Source organism: Pseudomonas muyukensis (assembly GCF_019139535.1).
GTDB lineage: Bacteria > Pseudomonadota > Gammaproteobacteria > Pseudomonadales > Pseudomonadaceae > Aquipseudomonas > Aquipseudomonas muyukensis.
Genome location: NZ_CP077073.1, coordinates 3,430,114 through 3,446,492, shown reverse-complemented (window position 1 = coordinate 3,446,492; position 16,379 = coordinate 3,430,114). Strand labels below are relative to the sequence as shown.

General features: G+C 65.9%; 16 protein-coding genes. 8 read left to right on the top strand and 8 right to left on the bottom strand.

Annotated features, from left to right (window positions below):
• Nucleotides 1–8: 8 nt before the first annotated feature.
• Entirely contained in the window at nucleotides 9–980 is a 972-nt protein-coding gene (locus KSS95_RS15420; RefSeq protein WP_437179616.1) for an acetoacetate decarboxylase (ADC), read from the bottom strand.
• 197 nt (nucleotides 981–1,177) lie between these two features.
• Here KSS95_RS15420 and KSS95_RS15415 point away from each other — a divergent pair, with 197 nt between their 5' ends.
• Nucleotides 1,178–2,404: an NADH:flavin oxidoreductase/NADH oxidase family protein gene (locus KSS95_RS15415; protein ID WP_217847941.1), complete on the top strand. Its 1,227-nt coding sequence runs from the start codon at nucleotides 1,178–1,180 to the stop codon at nucleotides 2,402–2,404.
• Nucleotides 2,405–2,460: 56 nt separating this feature from the next.
• Nucleotides 2,461–2,874 carry an alternative ribosome rescue aminoacyl-tRNA hydrolase ArfB gene (gene arfB / locus KSS95_RS15410; protein WP_217847940.1) on the top strand — a complete coding sequence of 138 codons (414 nt, stop codon included), beginning with the start codon at nucleotides 2,461–2,463 and terminating at the stop codon, nucleotides 2,872–2,874.
• Nucleotides 2,875–2,890: 16 nt separating this feature from the next.
• On the opposite strand, the gene KSS95_RS15405 is transcribed toward arfB, so the two are convergent.
• Nucleotides 2,891–3,496 carry a hypothetical protein gene (locus KSS95_RS15405; protein WP_217847939.1) on the bottom strand — a complete coding sequence of 202 codons (606 nt, stop codon included), beginning with the start codon at nucleotides 3,494–3,496 and terminating at the stop codon, nucleotides 2,891–2,893.
• A 171-nt stretch (nucleotides 3,497–3,667) separates the two neighbouring features.
• Between KSS95_RS15405 and katB the strand changes: the two genes are divergently transcribed.
• Both katB and KSS95_RS15395 read left to right on the top strand, forming a co-directional pair.
• Nucleotides 3,668–5,206: a catalase KatB gene (gene katB / locus KSS95_RS15400; RefSeq protein ID WP_217847938.1), complete on the top strand. Its 1,539-nt coding sequence runs from the start codon at nucleotides 3,668–3,670 to the stop codon at nucleotides 5,204–5,206.
• 88 nt (nucleotides 5,207–5,294) lie between these two features.
• Nucleotides 5,295–5,825, top strand: coding sequence for an ankyrin repeat domain-containing protein (locus KSS95_RS15395; protein ID WP_217847937.1), 531 nt, complete (start codon nucleotides 5,295–5,297; stop codon nucleotides 5,823–5,825).
• Here the strand turns inward: KSS95_RS15395 and KSS95_RS15390 are convergent.
• From KSS95_RS15390 to KSS95_RS15380, 3 genes are read right to left on the bottom strand one after another with little or no spacing between them, the layout of a single operon-like run.
• A complete protein-coding gene (locus tag KSS95_RS15390; protein WP_217847936.1) occupies nucleotides 5,822–6,073 on the bottom strand; it encodes a MoaD/ThiS family protein in 252 nt (83 codons plus the stop codon). The genes KSS95_RS15395 and KSS95_RS15390 overlap by 4 nt on opposite strands.
• Nucleotides 6,073–6,573, bottom strand: coding sequence for a cyclic pyranopterin monophosphate synthase MoaC (gene moaC, locus KSS95_RS15385; protein ID WP_217847935.1), 501 nt, complete (start codon nucleotides 6,571–6,573; stop codon nucleotides 6,073–6,075). Before moaC ends, KSS95_RS15390 begins: the two co-directional genes overlap by 1 nt.
• Nucleotides 6,570–7,487: a LysR family transcriptional regulator gene (locus KSS95_RS15380; protein ID WP_217847934.1), complete on the bottom strand. Its 918-nt coding sequence runs from the start codon at nucleotides 7,485–7,487 to the stop codon at nucleotides 6,570–6,572. Before KSS95_RS15380 ends, moaC begins: the two co-directional genes overlap by 4 nt.
• A 239-nt stretch (nucleotides 7,488–7,726) precedes the next feature.
• Here KSS95_RS15380 and moaB point away from each other — a divergent pair, with 239 nt between their 5' ends.
• The 4 genes from moaB (at nucleotide 7,727) to cydB (ending at nucleotide 13,387) form a co-directional block, all read left to right on the top strand.
• Nucleotides 7,727–8,266 carry a molybdenum cofactor biosynthesis protein B gene (gene moaB, locus KSS95_RS15375; protein WP_217847933.1) on the top strand — a complete coding sequence of 180 codons (540 nt, stop codon included), beginning with the start codon at nucleotides 7,727–7,729 and terminating at the stop codon, nucleotides 8,264–8,266.
• A 291-nt stretch (nucleotides 8,267–8,557) separates the two neighbouring features.
• Complete coding sequence (locus KSS95_RS15370) at nucleotides 8,558–10,882, top strand: FdhF/YdeP family oxidoreductase (RefSeq protein WP_217847932.1); 2,325 nt, start codon at nucleotides 8,558–8,560, stop codon at nucleotides 10,880–10,882.
• A gap of 82 nt (nucleotides 10,883–10,964) precedes the next feature.
• Nucleotides 10,965–12,356: a cytochrome ubiquinol oxidase subunit I gene (locus KSS95_RS15365; RefSeq protein WP_217847931.1), complete on the top strand. Its 1,392-nt coding sequence runs from the start codon at nucleotides 10,965–10,967 to the stop codon at nucleotides 12,354–12,356.
• A gap of 14 nt (nucleotides 12,357–12,370) precedes the next feature.
• Nucleotides 12,371–13,387 carry a cytochrome d ubiquinol oxidase subunit II gene (gene cydB, locus KSS95_RS15360; RefSeq protein WP_217847930.1) on the top strand — a complete coding sequence of 339 codons (1,017 nt, stop codon included), beginning with the start codon at nucleotides 12,371–12,373 and terminating at the stop codon, nucleotides 13,385–13,387.
• A gap of 108 nt (nucleotides 13,388–13,495) precedes the next feature.
• Here the strand turns inward: cydB and KSS95_RS15355 are convergent, their stop codons facing one another.
• The 3 genes from KSS95_RS15355 to KSS95_RS15345 form a co-directional block, all read right to left on the bottom strand.
• Nucleotides 13,496–14,401 carry a MurR/RpiR family transcriptional regulator gene (locus KSS95_RS15355; protein ID WP_217847929.1) on the bottom strand — a complete coding sequence of 302 codons (906 nt, stop codon included), beginning with the start codon at nucleotides 14,399–14,401 and terminating at the stop codon, nucleotides 13,496–13,498.
• Between the two features lie 81 nt (nucleotides 14,402–14,482).
• Nucleotides 14,483–15,247 (bottom strand): ABC transporter ATP-binding protein, encoded by a 765-nt coding sequence (locus tag KSS95_RS15350; RefSeq protein WP_217847928.1) that lies wholly within the window; start codon nucleotides 15,245–15,247, stop codon nucleotides 14,483–14,485.
• Nucleotides 15,248–15,266: 19 nt separating this feature from the next.
• Entirely contained in the window at nucleotides 15,267–16,379 is a 1,113-nt protein-coding gene (locus KSS95_RS15345; protein ID WP_217847927.1) for a succinylglutamate desuccinylase/aspartoacylase family protein, read from the bottom strand.

Genomic DNA, 16,379 nt, shown 5'->3' with positions numbered 1-16,379 from the left:
CTGTGGCGTCAGTTGTCGGCGTGCAACGCCGCCAACGGCTTGGGCGCATACAGCGCGCTCTGGAACGCTGGCACATACTCGTACTTCAGCATCCGCCCCAACTGCAGCTCACGGATGTACTGCGCCAGGCTGCCATCGCCAAGCACCAGCTCCACCGCGTCGGCGCTCATGCTCGAGGCATGGGCGGTCTGCCGCGAGGTGGCGTAGCCATAGGCCAACCGCCCCTGGTGATCGAGGTTGGTGAAGCTGTTGGTCACCAGCTCCGGCTCATCGGACAGGCCCTGCAGCTTGCGTCCACGCATCAGCACATCGAGCTTGCCGGTCTGTGCGTCGAGGATGTCGTAGGTTACAGCGGCGGTGTCCTCGCGGCGGTTGATCGGGGTCAGCCACTTGGGCAGGTTGTAGCCGACCACGCCGCGCACCCGCGCCAATTCGGTGTTCACCGGCAGCTTGAGGACATAGCCCCAGAAGTCCTTGGACAGCGATTGCCCGACCAGGGTGAACGGCCCGAAGTTCGACTTGCCCGGCGTGTTGGTGATGATCGACAGGGCGATTTCGTTGTAGCTGTCGTTGTCGCAATAGTCATAGCTGTAGGCGGTGAGCGCCACCAGGCCACGGCCTGGCCACACTTGCAGCGGCTGCACCTGGGCCAGTACCTCGGCGGGCATCAGCGCGCGCAGGCGTTCGAGGTCGGCGGTGTACACCGCGGTGATACGGCTGTTCTGGTAGTAGAAGTTCGGCGAGTAGGAGGCAAAGCCCATGTCGACCTGGGTCTTTTGCAACCCCTTGAACCAGCTCAGGTCCAGCTCCGGCGCTTGTTGGTGGATCACCGACAGCGGCGGGTTGGAGCGATAGCGCTCGTACAGCCCGCCCTTTAGCACCGGCACGGGGTGCCCGGCGATGTCGATCAGGGTGGTGTCGGCGTGCTCGGGGATGCCGTTGGCGGCATGGCTGACAGGGGCCAGCAGGGCGCCGGCCAGGGCGGCGACAGGTCCAAGTTTCACGTTGCGGTTCTCCAGGGCGTGCTTGACGAAGCGAGAAGGAAAGTCACTGCACCTGCACCCTAACGTTCAACCCAACTTGAGAGTCAATGGTCAAGTTTTTCGCTGTGGCGGGCTTGACCTTAAAGTTGACTTCAAGGCTAAGGTCGCCGTACCAACTCGCTGAGGTACTGTCGATGGACGTGTTCTCCCCCCTGACCCTGCCCAATGGCTCGATCATCCCCAACCGCATTGCCAAGGCCGCCATGGAGGAAAACATGGCCGACGCCGAGCATGCCCCCTCCGCGCAATTGATGCGCCTGTACCAGGCCTGGGCCGAGGGCGGCGTCGGGCTGATCATCAGCGGCAATGTCATGGTCGACAACCGCGCCATGACCGGCCCGGGCGGGGTGGTGCTGGAGGATGACCGGCAACTGCCGCGCTTTCGCCAGTGGGCCGCCACCGGGCGGGCCAAGGGCGCGCAGTTCTGGTTGCAGATCAACCACCCTGGCCGGCAGATGCGCGCCAACCTGGGCCAGGTGACCTGGGCGCCGTCGGCCGTGGCGCTGGACCTGGGCAAGATGTCCAAGCATTTCGCCACGCCGCAGGCGATGACGGCCGAGGTGATCGAGGAGGTGATCCGGCGCTTCGCCAACACCGCCCGGTTGGCGGAGCAGGCGGGCTTTACCGGGGTCGAAATCCATGCCGCGCACGGCTACTTGCTCAGCCAGTTCCTCTCGCCCCTGACCAACCAGCGTACCGACCAGTGGGGCGGCTCGCTGGAAAACCGCGCGCGTTTGCTGCTGGAAATCGTCAAGGCGGTGCGCGCGGTGGTGGCGCCGGGCTTTGCCGTGGCGGTCAAGCTCAACTCGGCGGACTTCCAGCGCGGCGGCTTCAGTGCCGACGATGCCAGGCAGGTGGTCGGCCTGCTCAACGGCTTGTCGGTAGACCTGGTGGAGCTGTCCGGCGGCAGCTACGAGGCGCCGGCGATGCAGGGCCAGGCCCGGGATGGCCGGACATTGGCGCGTGAGGCCTATTTCCTGGAGTTCGCCAAGGATATTCGCGCGGTGGCGAACATGCCGGTGATGGTCACCGGCGGGATCCGCCGCCGGCCGATTGCCGAGCAGGTGGTGCACAGCGGCGTGGAGATGGTCGGCATCGGCACCGCGCTGGCCATCGACCCGGCCTTGCCCCAGGCGTGGCGCGCGGGCAGGGACGCGGTGCCAGCGCTGCGGCCGATCACCTGGAAGAACAAGGCGCTGGCCTCGCTGGGCAACATGGCCATGGTCAAGTTCCAGTTGCGCCAATTGAGCGAGGCCAAGGCGCCCGACCCGCAGGTGGCCCCCTGGTGGGCGTTGCTGCGCCAGCAATGGACCGATGCCGCGCGCACCCGCCAGTACCGCCGGCGCATGGCGCGACAATAACGCCCCGGCAGGGCCCGCAGATGCGATAATGCCGGGGTTATCACCAGGGCTTGCGCATGCTGACCATCTCCAACACCGTGCATCTGCCGGATGCCGACATCGAGCTCACCTACATCCGCGCCCAGGGCGCGGGTGGGCAGAACGTCAACAAGGTCTCCAGCGCCGTGCACCTGCGCTTGGACATTCCTGCCTCGTCGCTGCCGGCGTTCTACAAGGAACGCCTGCTGGCGCTGCGTGACAGCCGCATCACCGCCGATGGGGTGCTGATCATCAAGGCCCAGCAGTACCGCACCCAGGAGCAGAACCGCGCCGACGCCTTGGCGCGCCTGGTCGAGCTGATCCAGGGTGCCACCAGGGTCGAGAAAAAGCGCCGCCCGACCAAGCCGACCCTGGGTTCGAAGACCCGTCGGCTGGAGTCCAAGAGCCGGCGTGGCACGCTCAAGGCGGGGCGGGGCAAGGTGCAGTACTAGGCTTTTCGTACAGCACCTAAGCACGCGGCAACGCGGCGAGCATACGGTCGAACGTTGTCAGGGCGCAGGGACTGGCCTGACGCTCCAGCGCAGGCAGCGCAGCGGGTAAGTCGAAGCGTACCCGACCGGGCAGCGCCGACTCCAGGGCCGCGTACCATTCCAGCAGCGCCGGCTGCAGGCGCACATGCAACTCGAAATTCGAACGCCGGCGGGTGAGATCCGCTTTGGCGCGTTCGCGCGCCAGTTGCGGGTCGATGCGTGCTACCAGGTAGCGGTCGGCAAAGCCGATGCGCCCCTGGGCGAGGGTGGCACGGGTGGCGTCCCGCTCCAGGCGCCAGTCCTGTTCGCTGGCCTCGCCGGTCCGCCACAAGGTCCAGATGTAGTGAAGCTTCAGCGGGTCGCTGTCGCAGATCGCCCAGGCGCTGCGTGCTTGCTGTTGCAACGCTGCCTGCCAGCGCTCGACATTGCGCTCGGCCCAGAACGCGGCGGCGGCCTGCGGCTGCTGGGCGCGGTCCGGGGCGTTGGCGAAACGGCCGTGTTCGGCGACGACATGTTCGCCGCCGTGCCTGCTGCACCAGGTGGTCTTGCCACCGGCGCTGATCCCCTCGACCACCACGATCATCGTTTCGACTCCCTTCAATGAGCGCGCGAGTCTATAGCATCTGTATATAAGCAGCTGGATTGAAATTACCAATAGCGCTGATGGGCAGGATCAATTTAGCGATCGGGCGTGGCCTCCTTAACCTTTTCCAGGCGCATCAAGACGCCTGTATAGAGCCTTTAGGAGTACATCATGATCCCGTTCAAACTGTTTCAGCCTGGTCGCCTGCTGGTGGCCAGCGCCCTGGCCGCCAGCCTGCTGTCGCTGTCGGTGCAGGCCGCCACGCTGACCCGCGACAACGGCGCGCCAGTGGGCGACAACCAGAACTCGCAGACCGCCGGCCCCAACGGTTCGGTGTTGCTGCAGGACGTGCAACTGCTGCAAAAGCTGCAGCGCTTCGACCGTGAGCGGATTCCCGAGCGCGTGGTGCATGCCCGCGGCACCGGCGCCCATGGCCAGTTCACCGCCAGCGCCGACATCAGCGAGCTGAGCATGGCCAAAGTGTTCCGCCCTGGCGAGAAGACCCCGGTGTTCGTGCGCTTCTCGGCCGTGGTGCATGGCAACCACTCGCCGGAAACCCTGCGTGACCCGCGCGGCTTCGCCACCAAGTTCTACACCGCCGACGGCAACTGGGACCTGGTGGGCAACAACTTCCCGACCTTCTTCATCCGCGACGCGATCAAGTTCCCGGACATGGTCCACGCCTTCAAGCCCGACCCGCGCAGCAACCTCGACGACGACGCGCGGCGCTTCGACTTCTTCTCCCATGTACCTGAGGCCACCCGCACCCTGACCCTGCTGTACTCCAACGAGGGCACCCCGGCCAGCTACCGCGAAATGGACGGCAACAGCGTGCATGCCTACAAGCTGGTCAACGCCAAGGGCCAGGTGCACTACGTGAAGTTCCACTGGAAGAGCCTGCAAGGGCAGAAGAACCTCGACCCGAAACAGGTCGAGCAGGTCCAGGGCCGCGACTACAGCCACATGACCCACGACCTGGTCACGGCGATCAACAAGGGCAATTTCCCGAAATGGGACTTGTACATCCAGGTACTCAAGCCTGAGCAACTGGCCAGCTTCGACTTCGACCCGCTGGATGCCACCAAGATCTGGCCCGACGTGCCGGAGCGCAAGATCGGCCAGATGGTCCTGGACCGCAACGTCGACAACTTCTTCCAGGAAACCGAGCAGGTGGCCATGGCGCCGTCGAACCTGGTGCCGGGCATCGAGCCTTCCGAGGACCGCCTGCTGCAAGGCCGGCTGTTCGCCTATGCCGACACCCAGATGTACCGGGTTGGTGCCAACGGCCTGGGCCTGCCGGTGAACCGTCCGCGCAACGAGGTGAACACCCTCAACCAGGATGGCGCGGCGAACAACGGCCACACCAGCAGTGGCGTCAACTACCAGCCGAGCCGCCTGCAGCCGCGTGACGAGCAGGCCAGCGCGCGATACTCGCAGGCGCCACTGAGCGGCACCACCCAGCAGGCGAAGATCCAGCGCGAGCAGAACTTCAAGCAGACCGGCGAGCTGTTCCGCTCGTACAGCAAGAAGGAGCAGACCGACCTGATCAACAGCCTCGGCGGGGCGCTGGCGATCACCGACGAGCAGAGCCGCTACATCATGCTGTCGTTCTTCTACAAGGCCGACGCCGACTACGGCACTGGCTTGGCCAAGGTGGCCAAGGCCGACCTGAAGCGTGTTCAGCAGTTGGCGGCGAAGCTGCAGGACTGACCTTGTCATGCAGGAGCCGGCTGTGCCGGTGCCAGGTTGCACGTAGCCTGGTTCGCCAGCAAGGCTGGCTCCTCCCCAGGAGGCTGCCATGTACCAATGCATACTCGCCGCCGTGCTCGGCTTGTTGGCCGCCACGGCCCAGGCCGGGGACGCCGCGCAGGTCGAGCAACGCCTGCGCGACTACTACTTCGAAGCGGCACGCCAGGGCGATCAGGCCGTGCTCGGGCAATTCATCCAGGCCGGTTACAACCTCAACGTGCAGGATGCCAAGGGCTACACCGGGCTGATCCTTGCCGCCTACCATGGCCAGGGCGCAGCGGTGGAGCAACTGCTGGTGGCCGGCGCCGACCCCTGCGCCCAGGACCTGCGCGGCAATACCGCGCTGATGGGGGCGATCTTCAAGGGCGAGTTGCGCATTGCCCGGCGCCTGCTCGAGGCCCCCTGCAGCCCCGACCAGCGCAACGCCAGCGGCCAGACCGCCGCCATGTACGCGGCGCTGTTCAAGCGTGACGACCTGCTCCAGGCACTGACCGCCCGTGGTGCCGACCCGCACGCCCAGGATGCCTTGGGCAACAGCGTCGACAGCCTGCGCCGGGGTGAGCTCAACGGCGTTCGCTAGCCGCCGGTGACCGGTGGGAAAAAGGCAACATCGTCGCCGTCGGCCAAGGGCTCGTCGAGGCTGCACAGGTCCTGGTTGCGGGCACACATCAAGTTGGCCTGGCCCAGGGTTCGCGCCCACGGCTCGCCACGCGCGACCAGCAACTGCCGCAGGCCCTGCAAGGTGGCCAGGGCCGGCGTCCAGGCCAGGTCCTCGCCGTCGCTGCCCAGCAACTCGCGGTAGCGGGCAAAGTAGTTCACCCGGATCATCAGGCGTCCTCCAGCTGATACAAGCCCGAGCGCCCACCCGACTTGCGCAGCAGGCGCAGCCAGTCGATCTGCAGGCTGCGGTCGACCGCCTTGCACATGTCGTACAGGGTCAGCGCCGCCACGCTGGCGGCGGTCAAGGCCTCCATCTCGACCCCGGTGGCTCCCTTGAGGGTGCAGGTGGCGATGATCCGCACCGAATCCGGCGCCACCGCCTTGAGCTCGACGGTCACCGCTGTCAGCAGCAGCGGGTGGCACAGCGGGATCAGCTCGTGGGTGCGCTTGGCAGCCATGATCCCGGCAATGCGCGACACCGCAAAGACATCGCCCTTGGGGTGGCCGCCGGCATTGATCAGGGCCAGGGTCTCAGGTTTCATCCGTACCCAGGCTTCGGCCACGGCTTCGCGGCGGGTGTCGGCCTTGTCGGTGACATCGACCATGTGCGCGTGGCCGCGATTGTCCAGGTGGGTCAGCGGGCTGGCTGGGGCAGGGGCGTGGTTCATGGGGTCTCCAGGGTACGGCTGGGGGCGAGGTCCGGGCACAGCAGGGCGCGGGCCTCGGCGAAGCACTGCTGGGCCAGGGCCGAGCGCGGTTCGCTGCGGCGCAGCAACAGGCCGACTGGCGCATGGATGGCAGCGGCGTTGATCGGCAGGATGCGGATATGTTCGCTCAGGCCTTCCAGGCCGTGGTCCAGGGGCATGATCGCGCAGCACAGGCCGGCGCTGACGCCCTGGATCAGCTGGTAGGTCGAGTCGCTCTCGAGGATCGATTGCGGGTGCAGGCCACGGCTGCGAAAGCTCAGGTCGATCGACTGGCGGTAGTGCATGCCCTGGGACAACAGCCCCAGCGGCAGCTGCTCCAAGGCTTCCCAGGCCAGGCTTGGGGTGCTGAAGCGAAAGTGCCGGCTGTCGTAGAGCAGGCCCATGCGCGTGGCGCCCAGCTCGATGACATCGAAATGGTTGCGGTTGATCCGGTCCAGGTAGCAGATGCCCAGGTCCAGCTGGTTGCGACTCAGGCCATCGGTCACCTGCTCGGAGCTCAGCGACGTCAGCTGGATCTGCAATTGCGGATAACACTCGATCAGCGGCTTGAGCAGGCCCATCAGGTTGAAGCTCGACAGCGGCACCATGCCGATGCGCAGGCTGCCGACCAATCGTCCGCGGCAACTGGCGGCCTCGGCTAGCAGGCCGTCATAGGCTGCCAGCAAGGTGCGGGTCCAGGCCAGGATACGTTCGCCAGCCTCGGTGAAACCCTCGAACCGCTGGCCACGGGTCACCAGTACCAGCCCAAGCTCGTCTTCCAGGTTGCGCAGGCGCATCGACAGCGTTGGCTGGGTGATGTGGCACAGCGCGGCGGCCTGGCCGAAGTGTCGGGTCTGGTCCAGGGCGATCAGGAACTTGAGTTGTTTGATATCCATGTGACGCCTTGCCGGTAAGTTGCAATCGGGACATGGCGTTGCCGACCATGTTTCAAGGCGACGAAAAGTAAAGTGAAGTACCCAGGGCGTCCAATGGGAAATAACGAAGAACTGATAGAGGTGATTGATGATGAGCGTTGATAGAGCCTGTTGATGGGCCGGTTCATATTATCGATTGGACGCCTGCTTATAGTCGCCCTAGTTTCTGCGGATTATTCGCCAGCACTGTGGGGTTAGCCATGAGCGTAAAACCTGATGCCGTATTTGTTCCGCTGAATATCGCCGTATTGACCGTCAGCGATACCCGTACTTTCGAAACCGACACCTCCGGCGAACTGCTGGCCACCCGCGCGGTGGACATGGGCCATCGCCTGGTGGCGCGGGTGTTGCTCAAGGACGACCTGTACCGGATCCGCGCCCAGGTGGCCAACTGGATCGCCGACGATGGCGTGCAAGTGGTGCTGATCACCGGTGGCACCGGCTTTACCGGACGCGACAGCACGCCCGAGGCGGTGGCGTGCCTGCTGGACAAGCAGATCGATGGTTTCGGCGAGCTGTTCCGCGCGCTGTCGATCCTCGACATCGGCACCTCGACCGTGCAGAGCCGGGCCCTGGCCGGGCTGGCCAATGGCACCCTGGTGTGTTGCCTGCCGGGTTCGACCGGGGCGTGCCGAACCGCCTGGGAGGGCATCCTGGTGGAGCAGCTCGACGCCCGCCATCGGCCCTGCAACTTCGTGCCCCACCTGAAGGCCGCAAGCCGCTGCGGGCCACGGCCATGAGCGCGCTTCCTATATAAACCTGAGTGCAATGAAGTTCAGGCGCGATAAGCGCGGCCCTAGCCTAGGGCACAAATAACAGCGCGTCCAATTACAATGAATGAACAGTTGATCAGTGCGCTCTATCACGGCGTGCTGATAGAGCGCACTGATCAACCTGTCATTACTTTTGATTTGACGCCTGCGCCTGGCAAAAATAGCCTGCAGCGCTCGACAGTTTCGAAGTGCCGGTTAATTAACCAAACCGAAAGTTCAAACTGGCCCTCCCGCGTGAATCGATCAAGGGTGATCCTGATGAGCGAAGAAGAACATATCAAAAGTTACAACGGCCCGGCGGCCGGCTGGGGCGCGCTGATGAGCGTGACCAAGGCCTGGCTGGGCAGCGAGAATGCGGTCAAGAACGTCCGCGCGATGCTCAAGACCAACCAGAACAGCGGCTTCGACTGCCCCGGCTGTGCCTGGGGCGAGTCGCCCGAAAACGGCATGGTCAAGTTCTGCGAGAACGGCGCCAAGGCGGTGAACTGGGAAGCCACTGGCCGTTCGGTCGACCCGGACTTCTTCGCCCGCTACAGCGTCAGCGCCTTGCTCGAGCAGAGCGACTACTGGCTCGAATACCAGGGCCGGTTGACCCATCCGATGCGCTACGACGCCAGCACCGACCACTATGTCCAGATCAGCTGGGACGAAGCCTTCGCCCTGATCGCCCGGCACCTGAACGGCCTCGAGTCGCCCGACCAGGCCGAGTTCTACACCTCTGGCCGGGCCAGCAACGAGGCGGCCTACCTGTACCAGCTGTTCGTGCGCAGCTTCGGTACCAACAACTTCCCCGACTGCTCGAACATGTGCCACGAGGCCAGCGGCCTGGGCATGGGCGATACCCTGGGGGTGGGCAAAGGCACCGTGGTGTTCCATGACCTGGAGCAAGCCGACGCGATCTTCGTCATTGGCCAGAACCCCGGCACCAACCACCCGCGCATGCTCGAACCGCTGCGCGAGGCGGTGGAGCGGGGCGCCCAGGTGGTCTGCTTCAACCCCCTCAAAGAGCGCGGCCTGGAGCGCTTCCAGCACCCACAACACCCGTTCGAGATGCTTCGCAACGGCTCCGAGCCCACCAATACCGCCTACTTCCGCCCGGCCCTGGGCGGCGACATGGCGGTATTGCGCGGCATGGCCAAGTTCCTCTTGCAGTGGGAGCGCGAAGCCCAGGCCAACGGCATGCCGGCGGTGTTCGACCATGCCTTCATCAAGGCCCATACCCGCGGGATGGACGCCTACCTGGCCCAGGTCGACGCCACCTCATGGGCGCATATCGTCGAGCAGTCCGGGCTGAGCCTGGCCGAGATCGAGCTGGCCGCGCGCATGTACCGCAAGGCCGAACGGGTGATCATGTGCTGGGCCATGGGCGTCACCCAGCATCGCCACTCGGTGCCGACCGTGCAGGAAATCGTCAACCTGCAACTGCTGCGCGGCAACGTTGGCCGGCCGGGCGCCGGCCTGTCGCCGGTGCGCGGGCACAGCAACGTACAGGGCGACCGCACCATGGGCATCGACGAGAAGCCGCCGACCTGGTTGCTGGACAACCTCGAGAAACGCTTCGCCATCGACGCGCCGCGCGGCCACGGCCACAACGCCGTGCTGGCGATCCAGGCCATGGAAGAAAAACGCGCCAAGGTGTTCATCGCCCTGGGCGGCAACTTTGCCCAGGCCACCCCAGACACCCCGCGTACCCATGCGGCGCTGCGCAACTGCGAGCTGACCGTGCACATCTCCACCAAGCTCAACCGCTCGCACCTGGTCACCGGCCGTGATGCCTTGATCCTGCCGTGCCTGGGCCGCACCGAGATCGACCTGCAGGCCGAAGGCCCGCAAGGCGTGACCGTGGAGGATACCTTCAGCATGGTGCACATCTCCCATGGCCAGTTGCAGCCACGCTCGGCGCTGCTGCGTTCGGAGCCGGCGATCGTCGCCGGCATGGCCAAGGCCACCCTCGGCGACCGGCCGATCGACTGGGACTGGACCGTGGCCGACTACGGGCGCATCCGCGACCTGATCGCCGACACCATCCCTGGTTTCAACGATTTCAACGCCCGCTTGCAGCACCCGGGCGGCTTCCACCTGGGCAACGCTGCCGCCGAGCGCGAGTGGAACACCGCCAGCGGCAAGGCCCAGTTCAGCGCCACCGAGCTGCCGGCGCAACTGGTCAACGAGGCGGTGCTGGCGCGTGGCGACAAGCCGGACCTGATCCTGCAGACCCTGCGCTCCCACGACCAGTACAACACCACCTTGTATGGCCTGGACGACCGCTATCGCGGGGTGTTCGGCCTGCGCGAAGTGGTGTTCGCCAACGAAGCGGACATCCGCCGCCTGGGCTTCGCGCCGGGTGAGAAGGTCGACCTGGTGTCGCTGTGGGAAGACGGCCTGGAGCGCCGGGTCAATGGCTTCACCCTGGTGGCCTACGACATTCCCCAGGGCCAGGCCGCGGCGTACTACCCGGAGACCAACCCGCTGGTGCCGCTGGAAAGCTACGGCGATCGCACCTTCACGCCGACCTCCAAGTTCGTCGCGATCAAGCTGGCCAAGGCGCAAGCCGACGGTCTGATCCACGCCGTCGCCGGCTGAGCCTTCATTTCCTTCATTCATCGACTGCGGCTCCCCGGGCGTACCTCGCCCGCGGGCGCTGCCTGTCCACAAGGATATTGTCATGTCGAACCTGGGTGCGCTGGACCTGGCGCGGCTTCAATTCGCCTTCACGGTCTCGTTCCACATCATTTTCCCGGCCATCACCATCGGCCTGGCCAGTTTCCTGGCCGTGCTCGAAGGTTGCTGGTTGAAAACCCACAATGCGGTGTACAAGGACCTGTACACGTTCTGGTCGAAGATCTTCGCCGTCAACTTCGGCATGGGCGTGGTCTCGGGCCTGGTCATGGCCTACGAGTTCGGCACCAACTGGGCGCGCTTCTCCGACTTCGCCGGCAGCGTCACCGGGCCGTTGCTCACCTACGAGGTGCTTACCGCGTTCTTCCTCGAGGCCGGCTTCCTCGGCGTGATGCTGTTCGGCTGGGACCGGGTCGGGCGCAAGCTGCATTTCTTCGCCACCGTGATGGTGGCCATCGGCACGCTGATCTCGATGTTCTGGATCCTCTCCTCGAACAGCTGGATGCAAACGCCCCAGGGCATCGAGATCGTCGATGGCCGGGTGGTGCCGCTGGACTGGTTCAAGATCGTCTTCAACCCGTCGTTCCCGTACCGCCTGGCACACATGGCGCTGGCCGCGTTCCTTTCCACCGCGTTCTTCGTCTCGGCCTCGGCCGCCTGGCACCTGCTGCGCGGGCGCGACACCCCGCAGATCCGCAAGATGCTGTCGATGGGCATGTGGATGATCCTGGTGGCCACCCCGGTGCAGGTGGTGGTGGGCGATGCCCACGGCCTGAACACCCTGGAGCACCAGCCGGCGAAGATCGCCGCCATCGAAGGGCACTGGCAGAACACGCCGGGCGAGGCCTCGCCGCTGGTGCTGTTCGGCCTGCCGGACATGGCCGGCGAAACCACCCGCTACAGCCTCGAGGTGCCGTACCTGGGCAGCCTGATCCTGACCCACAGCCTGGACAAGCAGATCCCCGCGCTCAAGAGCTTCGCCAAGGAGGACCGGCCCAACTCGACCATCGTGTTCTGGAGCTTCCGGGTCATGGCCGGGCTGGGCATGCTGATGCTTGCCTGTGCCCTGCTGGCCCTGGTGCTGCGGCGCAACGGCGCGCTGTACCGCAACCGCCTGTTCCTCCGGTTCGCCCTGCTGATGGGCCCGTCGGGGCTGATCGCCTTGCTGGCCGGTTGGTTCACCACCGAAGTGGGCCGTCAGCCCTGGGTGGTCTACGGCATGCTGCGCACCACCAACGCTGCGTCCAACCACAGTGTCGCGCAGATGAGCCTGACCCTGGCGCTGTTCGTGCTCATCTACTTCTCGGTATTCACCGTGGGGATCGGCTACATGATGCGCCTGGTGCGCAAGGGCCCGGTCGCCCACGAGCAACTGCCGAGCCCCGAACAACCGCAAGCGCTGGCCACCGCGCGTCGCCCGCTGTCCGTCGCCGACTGAGAAGGAGCTGAACAATGACGATTCAAGGTATCGACCTGTCGATCATCTGGGGCGTGATCATCGCCTTCGGCCTGATGATGTACGTGATCATGGACGGTTTCGACCTGGGCCTGGGGATTCTCTTCCCGCTGATCAGCGACTCGCGTGAGCGCGACGTGATGATGAACACCGTGGCCCCGGTGTGGGACGGCAACGAAACCTGGGCGGTGCTCGGCGCGGCGGCGCTGTATGGGGCCTTCCCGCTGGCCTACTCGGTGATCCTCGAGGCGCTGTACCTGCCCTTGGTGCTGGTGCTGGCCGGGCTGATCTTGCGCGGCGTGGCCTTCGAGTTCCGTTTCAAGGCCGAGGCGCACAAGCGCCACTGGTGGGACAAGGCGTTCATCGGCGGCTCGGTGCTGGCTACCTTCTTCCAGGGCGTGGCCATCGGCACCTACATCTGCGGCATCCCGGTGCTCGACCGGCAGTTCGCCGGCTCGGGCTGGGACTGGCTGGCACCGTTCCCGCTGTTTTGCGGTGTCGGCTTGCTGCTGACCTATGCGCTGCTGGGCAGCACCTGGCTGCTGATCAAGACCGATGGCATGCTCGAGGCGCGCATGCGTCACTACAGCCGACCGCTGACCTACGCCCTGGCCGCGGTGATCGTGGTGATCTGCGCCTGGACCGCCTGGCTGCATGACGACATCGCCCAGCGCTGGTTCGGTGCCAGCCACTGGCTGCGCTCGGCCCTGATCGCGGTGCTGGCCGTGGTGGCGGTGGTGGTGATCCAGAAAGCGCTGCGCAAGCGCCATTCGCACCTGCCGTTCATGGCCGCGGTGGGGCTGGTGTTCCTCGGCTACCTGGGGCTGGCGATCAGCATCTGGCCGAACATCGTGCCACCGGCGCTGACCCTGTGGCAGGCCGCGGCGCCGCTGACCAGCCAGCTGTTCGCGTTGATCGGCGCGCTGTTCATCATCCCGATCATCCTGGCCTACACCTTCTGGAGCTACCACGTGTTCCGCGGCAAGGTGCTGCCGGGGGACGCTTACCACTGAGTGTCGATGTCAGCGAGAGGGCCGCGATGCGGCCCTTTTTTTGCATTGATGGCAGGATCCTCGCCAGGAGTACAGATGTGCTCCTGGCGAGGATCCTGCCACGGCCACTTACTTTTTCGGCGTTTTGCCACCGGGTACGTGCAGGTAGGACATCACGCTTTCGGTGAGCTCGGTTGCCAACCTCACCGCCTCCTTGTTGCGGGCCATGACGCCCGCCACCAGGCCTTCGATCAAGGCCAGCACGGCCATGTTGGAGCTGGTCATCACCGGATGATCGGCAGGCGCGTACAACACATGGTGGGCGATGGGTGCCAGGGGGGAGGCCGGGGAGTCGGTGATCGCCAGGACCTTGGCCTTGCGCTCCATGGCAAAGCGCGACAGTTGCAGGGTGTCCTGGGAGTAGCGTGGCAGGGCGATCGACAGCAGCACATCGGCCTCGTTGATCGCCGCCAGGCGGTAGGCGGCATTCTCGTTGCCGCCCTCCATGCTGATGGCGCAGGCGTCGCGGCAGAACGGGACCAGGGTCGAGGCCGCCAGACCGGCCAGGTAGACGCTGTTGCCAAAGCCCAGCACATAGACCTTGCGCGCGTTGATCAAGGTGTCGACGAAGGCTTCGAAGGCGTCGGCCTGGTTGATGCTGGCGGTGGTCGCCAGGTTGCTGCTGGCGCTCTGGATCTGCTCGTGCAGGCCAAAGTCGCCGCCTGGGCGCTGGGCCAGTTCGTTGCGCAGCTTGTCCACCGGCGAGACCATCTGTTGCAAGGTCGCCACCAGCTCGGCCTTCATGCCGCTGTAGCCGCCCAGGTCGAGGGCCTTGGCCAGGCGGTTGACCGCCGCCGGCGAGGTGGCGGTGGCCTGGGCCATGTCCTCGATGGTCAAGGTCGCGGCCTTGAGCGGGTGGCGCAGGATGTAGTCGGCAACCTTGCGCAACGACGGCGGCAGGTTGCCCAGGCGCTCGGACAGTGTGCGCATCACCGGCGCGGCGTAGACCGTGGTGTTCTTCGAATGGCTGGACATCCGTTGCGAAGCTCCGTGAAAGGTGGCCGACAGTGTATCCCAAGGCGCTGCGCGGCGGCCTGCCAGGCAGCGCCAGGCACCTTACTTGAGGCTGCCGGCGAGGAACTGGCGCAAGCGCTCGGACCGCGGCCGGGCCAGCACCTCCCGTGGGTGGCCGTGTTCCTCGGCGACGCCCTGGTGCAGGAACAGCAGCTGGTTGGAGACTTCCCGGGCAAAGCCCATCTCGTGGGTGACCACGACCATGGTGCGGCCTTCGCGGGCTAGGTCCTGCATGACCTTGAGCACATCGCCGACCAGTTCCGGGTCGAGGGCCGAGGTGGGCTCGTCGAACAGCATCACCTCCGGCTCCATGGCCAGCGCCCGGGCGATCGCCACGCGCTGCTGCTCGCCGCCGGACATATGCGCCGGATAGGCGTTGCGCCGATGGCCGACGCCGACCTTGTCCAGGTAATGCTCGGCCTTGTCGCGGGCCTCCTTGCGGTTGCTGCCCAGCACCTGCACCGGGGCCTCCATGACGTTTTCCAGGGCGCTCATGTGCGACCACAGGTTGAAGTGCTGGAACACCATGCTCAGGCGCGCGCGCAGGCGCTGCAGTTGCCGAGGGTCGGCGGCGCGCAGGCCGCCGCGCGGGCATTGGCGCAGCTTGAGCTGTTCGCCATTGACCAGGATCTGCCCGGCGCTGGGTTGCTCGAGCAGGTTGATGCAGCGCAGGAAGGTGCTCTTGCCCGAGCCGCTGGAGCCGATGATGCTGATCACATCGCCAGCGCCGGCCTGCAGGGAAACCCCTTTGAGCACCTGGTGCGCGCCATAGCTTTTATGCAGGTCGTGTACGTGCAGTTTGGTCATCTTTGGCTACTCACGGTTGTCAGTCGCTGAACAAGCGACCTTGGCGAATGGGGGTGTTGCCGGCGACCTTGGCCAGCCACAGGCCGGGCTGGGCGAAGCGCAGGCGCTCACGGGCGTAGAGCACCCCGTCGGTGCTGGCCCGCACCACGCTGTGGCGGTCGCTGAGCGGGTCGATGACCTCGAACAGCGGGTCGCCGGCCCGTACCTGGGCACCCAGCGGTTGCAGGTAGCTGACCACCCCGGGGTGCTCGGCGTAGGCATACTGGGCGCCGGCGAACGGCGTGGCTTGGCAGCACTGCTCGGGCGCCGCCGGCCAGCGGCCGCTGATCAGCCCTTGCTCGGCGAGGTAGCCAAGGATCTGCTCGGCGCTGGCCTGGCACTGCTCGCGCTCGGTGTCGGCCATGCCGCGCAGTTCCACCGTGGTGGCCACGCAGGCCAGCGGTATCTGGGCTTCTGGGAAGTACTCGCGCAGGCGCAGCCAGGGCAGCGCACAGGCCTCGTCGAAGGCATCGCCACCGGCGTCTTCGGCCAGCAGCGCGGCTTCGGCGCCCAGGCGCGCGGCCAGGCTGCGCAGTCGCGGCCAGTGCTGCGGCATGGCATAGAGCAGCATCACCGACTCGAAGTCGCAGTGCAGGTCGAGCACCAGCTCGGCGTCGCAGGCATGGCGCAGCAGCAGGCGGCGCAAGCCGTCCAGCTCGGACTGGGCCGGCGGCAACTCGTCCAGGCTCTGCAGCATGGCCTGGCGGATCACCTCGGTGTTGTGTTCGCCATCATGGCCCAACTGGCCCTCCAGGCGGGCCGCCAGGACCTCGGTCAGTGCCGGGAAGTCGCGGTTGAAGTTCTTGCCGCTGTTGAATTCGAAGCGCCCCTGGTGGGTGGCCTGGAACATCTGGCCGATGCCGATCGGGTTGGCCAGCGGCACCAGTTCCACGGTGCCGGTCAGGCGGCCCTGGGCTTCGAGCTCGAGCAGGCGGCGCTTGAGCTCGATGGCTACGCGCATGCCCGGTAGTTCGTCGGCATGCAGCGAGGCCTGGATGTAGGCCTTGCGAGGGCCGCTGCCAAAGCGCAGCACGCGCAGGGTGCGCTGGGTGCCGCAGGCGCTCCAGGGCAACAGGTGGTCGATTTGCTGCAT

Coding starts and splice junctions, on each gene's coding strand:
- KSS95_RS15415 (WP_217847941.1), top strand. CDS start 1,178: ATGGACGTGTTCTCCCCCCTGACCCTGCCCAATGGCTCGATCATCCCC.
- arfB (WP_217847940.1), top strand. CDS start 2,461: ATGCTGACCATCTCCAACACCGTGCATCTGCCGGATGCCGACATCGAG.
- KSS95_RS15405 (WP_217847939.1), bottom strand. CDS start 3,496: ATGATCGTGGTGGTCGAGGGGATCAGCGCCGGTGGCAAGACCACCTGG.
- katB (WP_217847938.1), top strand. CDS start 3,668: ATGATCCCGTTCAAACTGTTTCAGCCTGGTCGCCTGCTGGTGGCCAGC.
- KSS95_RS15395 (WP_217847937.1), top strand. CDS start 5,295: ATGTACCAATGCATACTCGCCGCCGTGCTCGGCTTGTTGGCCGCCACG.
- KSS95_RS15390 (WP_217847936.1), bottom strand. CDS start 6,073: ATGATCCGGGTGAACTACTTTGCCCGCTACCGCGAGTTGCTGGGCAGC.
- moaC (WP_217847935.1), bottom strand. CDS start 6,573: ATGAACCACGCCCCTGCCCCAGCCAGCCCGCTGACCCACCTGGACAAT.
- KSS95_RS15380 (WP_217847934.1), bottom strand. CDS start 7,487: ATGGATATCAAACAACTCAAGTTCCTGATCGCCCTGGACCAGACCCGA.
- moaB (WP_217847933.1), top strand. CDS start 7,727: ATGAGCGTAAAACCTGATGCCGTATTTGTTCCGCTGAATATCGCCGTA.
- KSS95_RS15370 (WP_217847932.1), top strand. CDS start 8,558: ATGAGCGAAGAAGAACATATCAAAAGTTACAACGGCCCGGCGGCCGGC.
- KSS95_RS15365 (WP_217847931.1), top strand. CDS start 10,965: ATGTCGAACCTGGGTGCGCTGGACCTGGCGCGGCTTCAATTCGCCTTC.
- cydB (WP_217847930.1), top strand. CDS start 12,371: ATGACGATTCAAGGTATCGACCTGTCGATCATCTGGGGCGTGATCATC.
- KSS95_RS15355 (WP_217847929.1), bottom strand. CDS start 14,401: ATGTCCAGCCATTCGAAGAACACCACGGTCTACGCCGCGCCGGTGATG.
- KSS95_RS15350 (WP_217847928.1), bottom strand. CDS start 15,247: ATGACCAAACTGCACGTACACGACCTGCATAAAAGCTATGGCGCGCAC.
- KSS95_RS15345 (WP_217847927.1), bottom strand. CDS start 16,379: ATGCAGCAAATCGACCACCTGTTGCCCTGGAGCGCCTGCGGCACCCAG.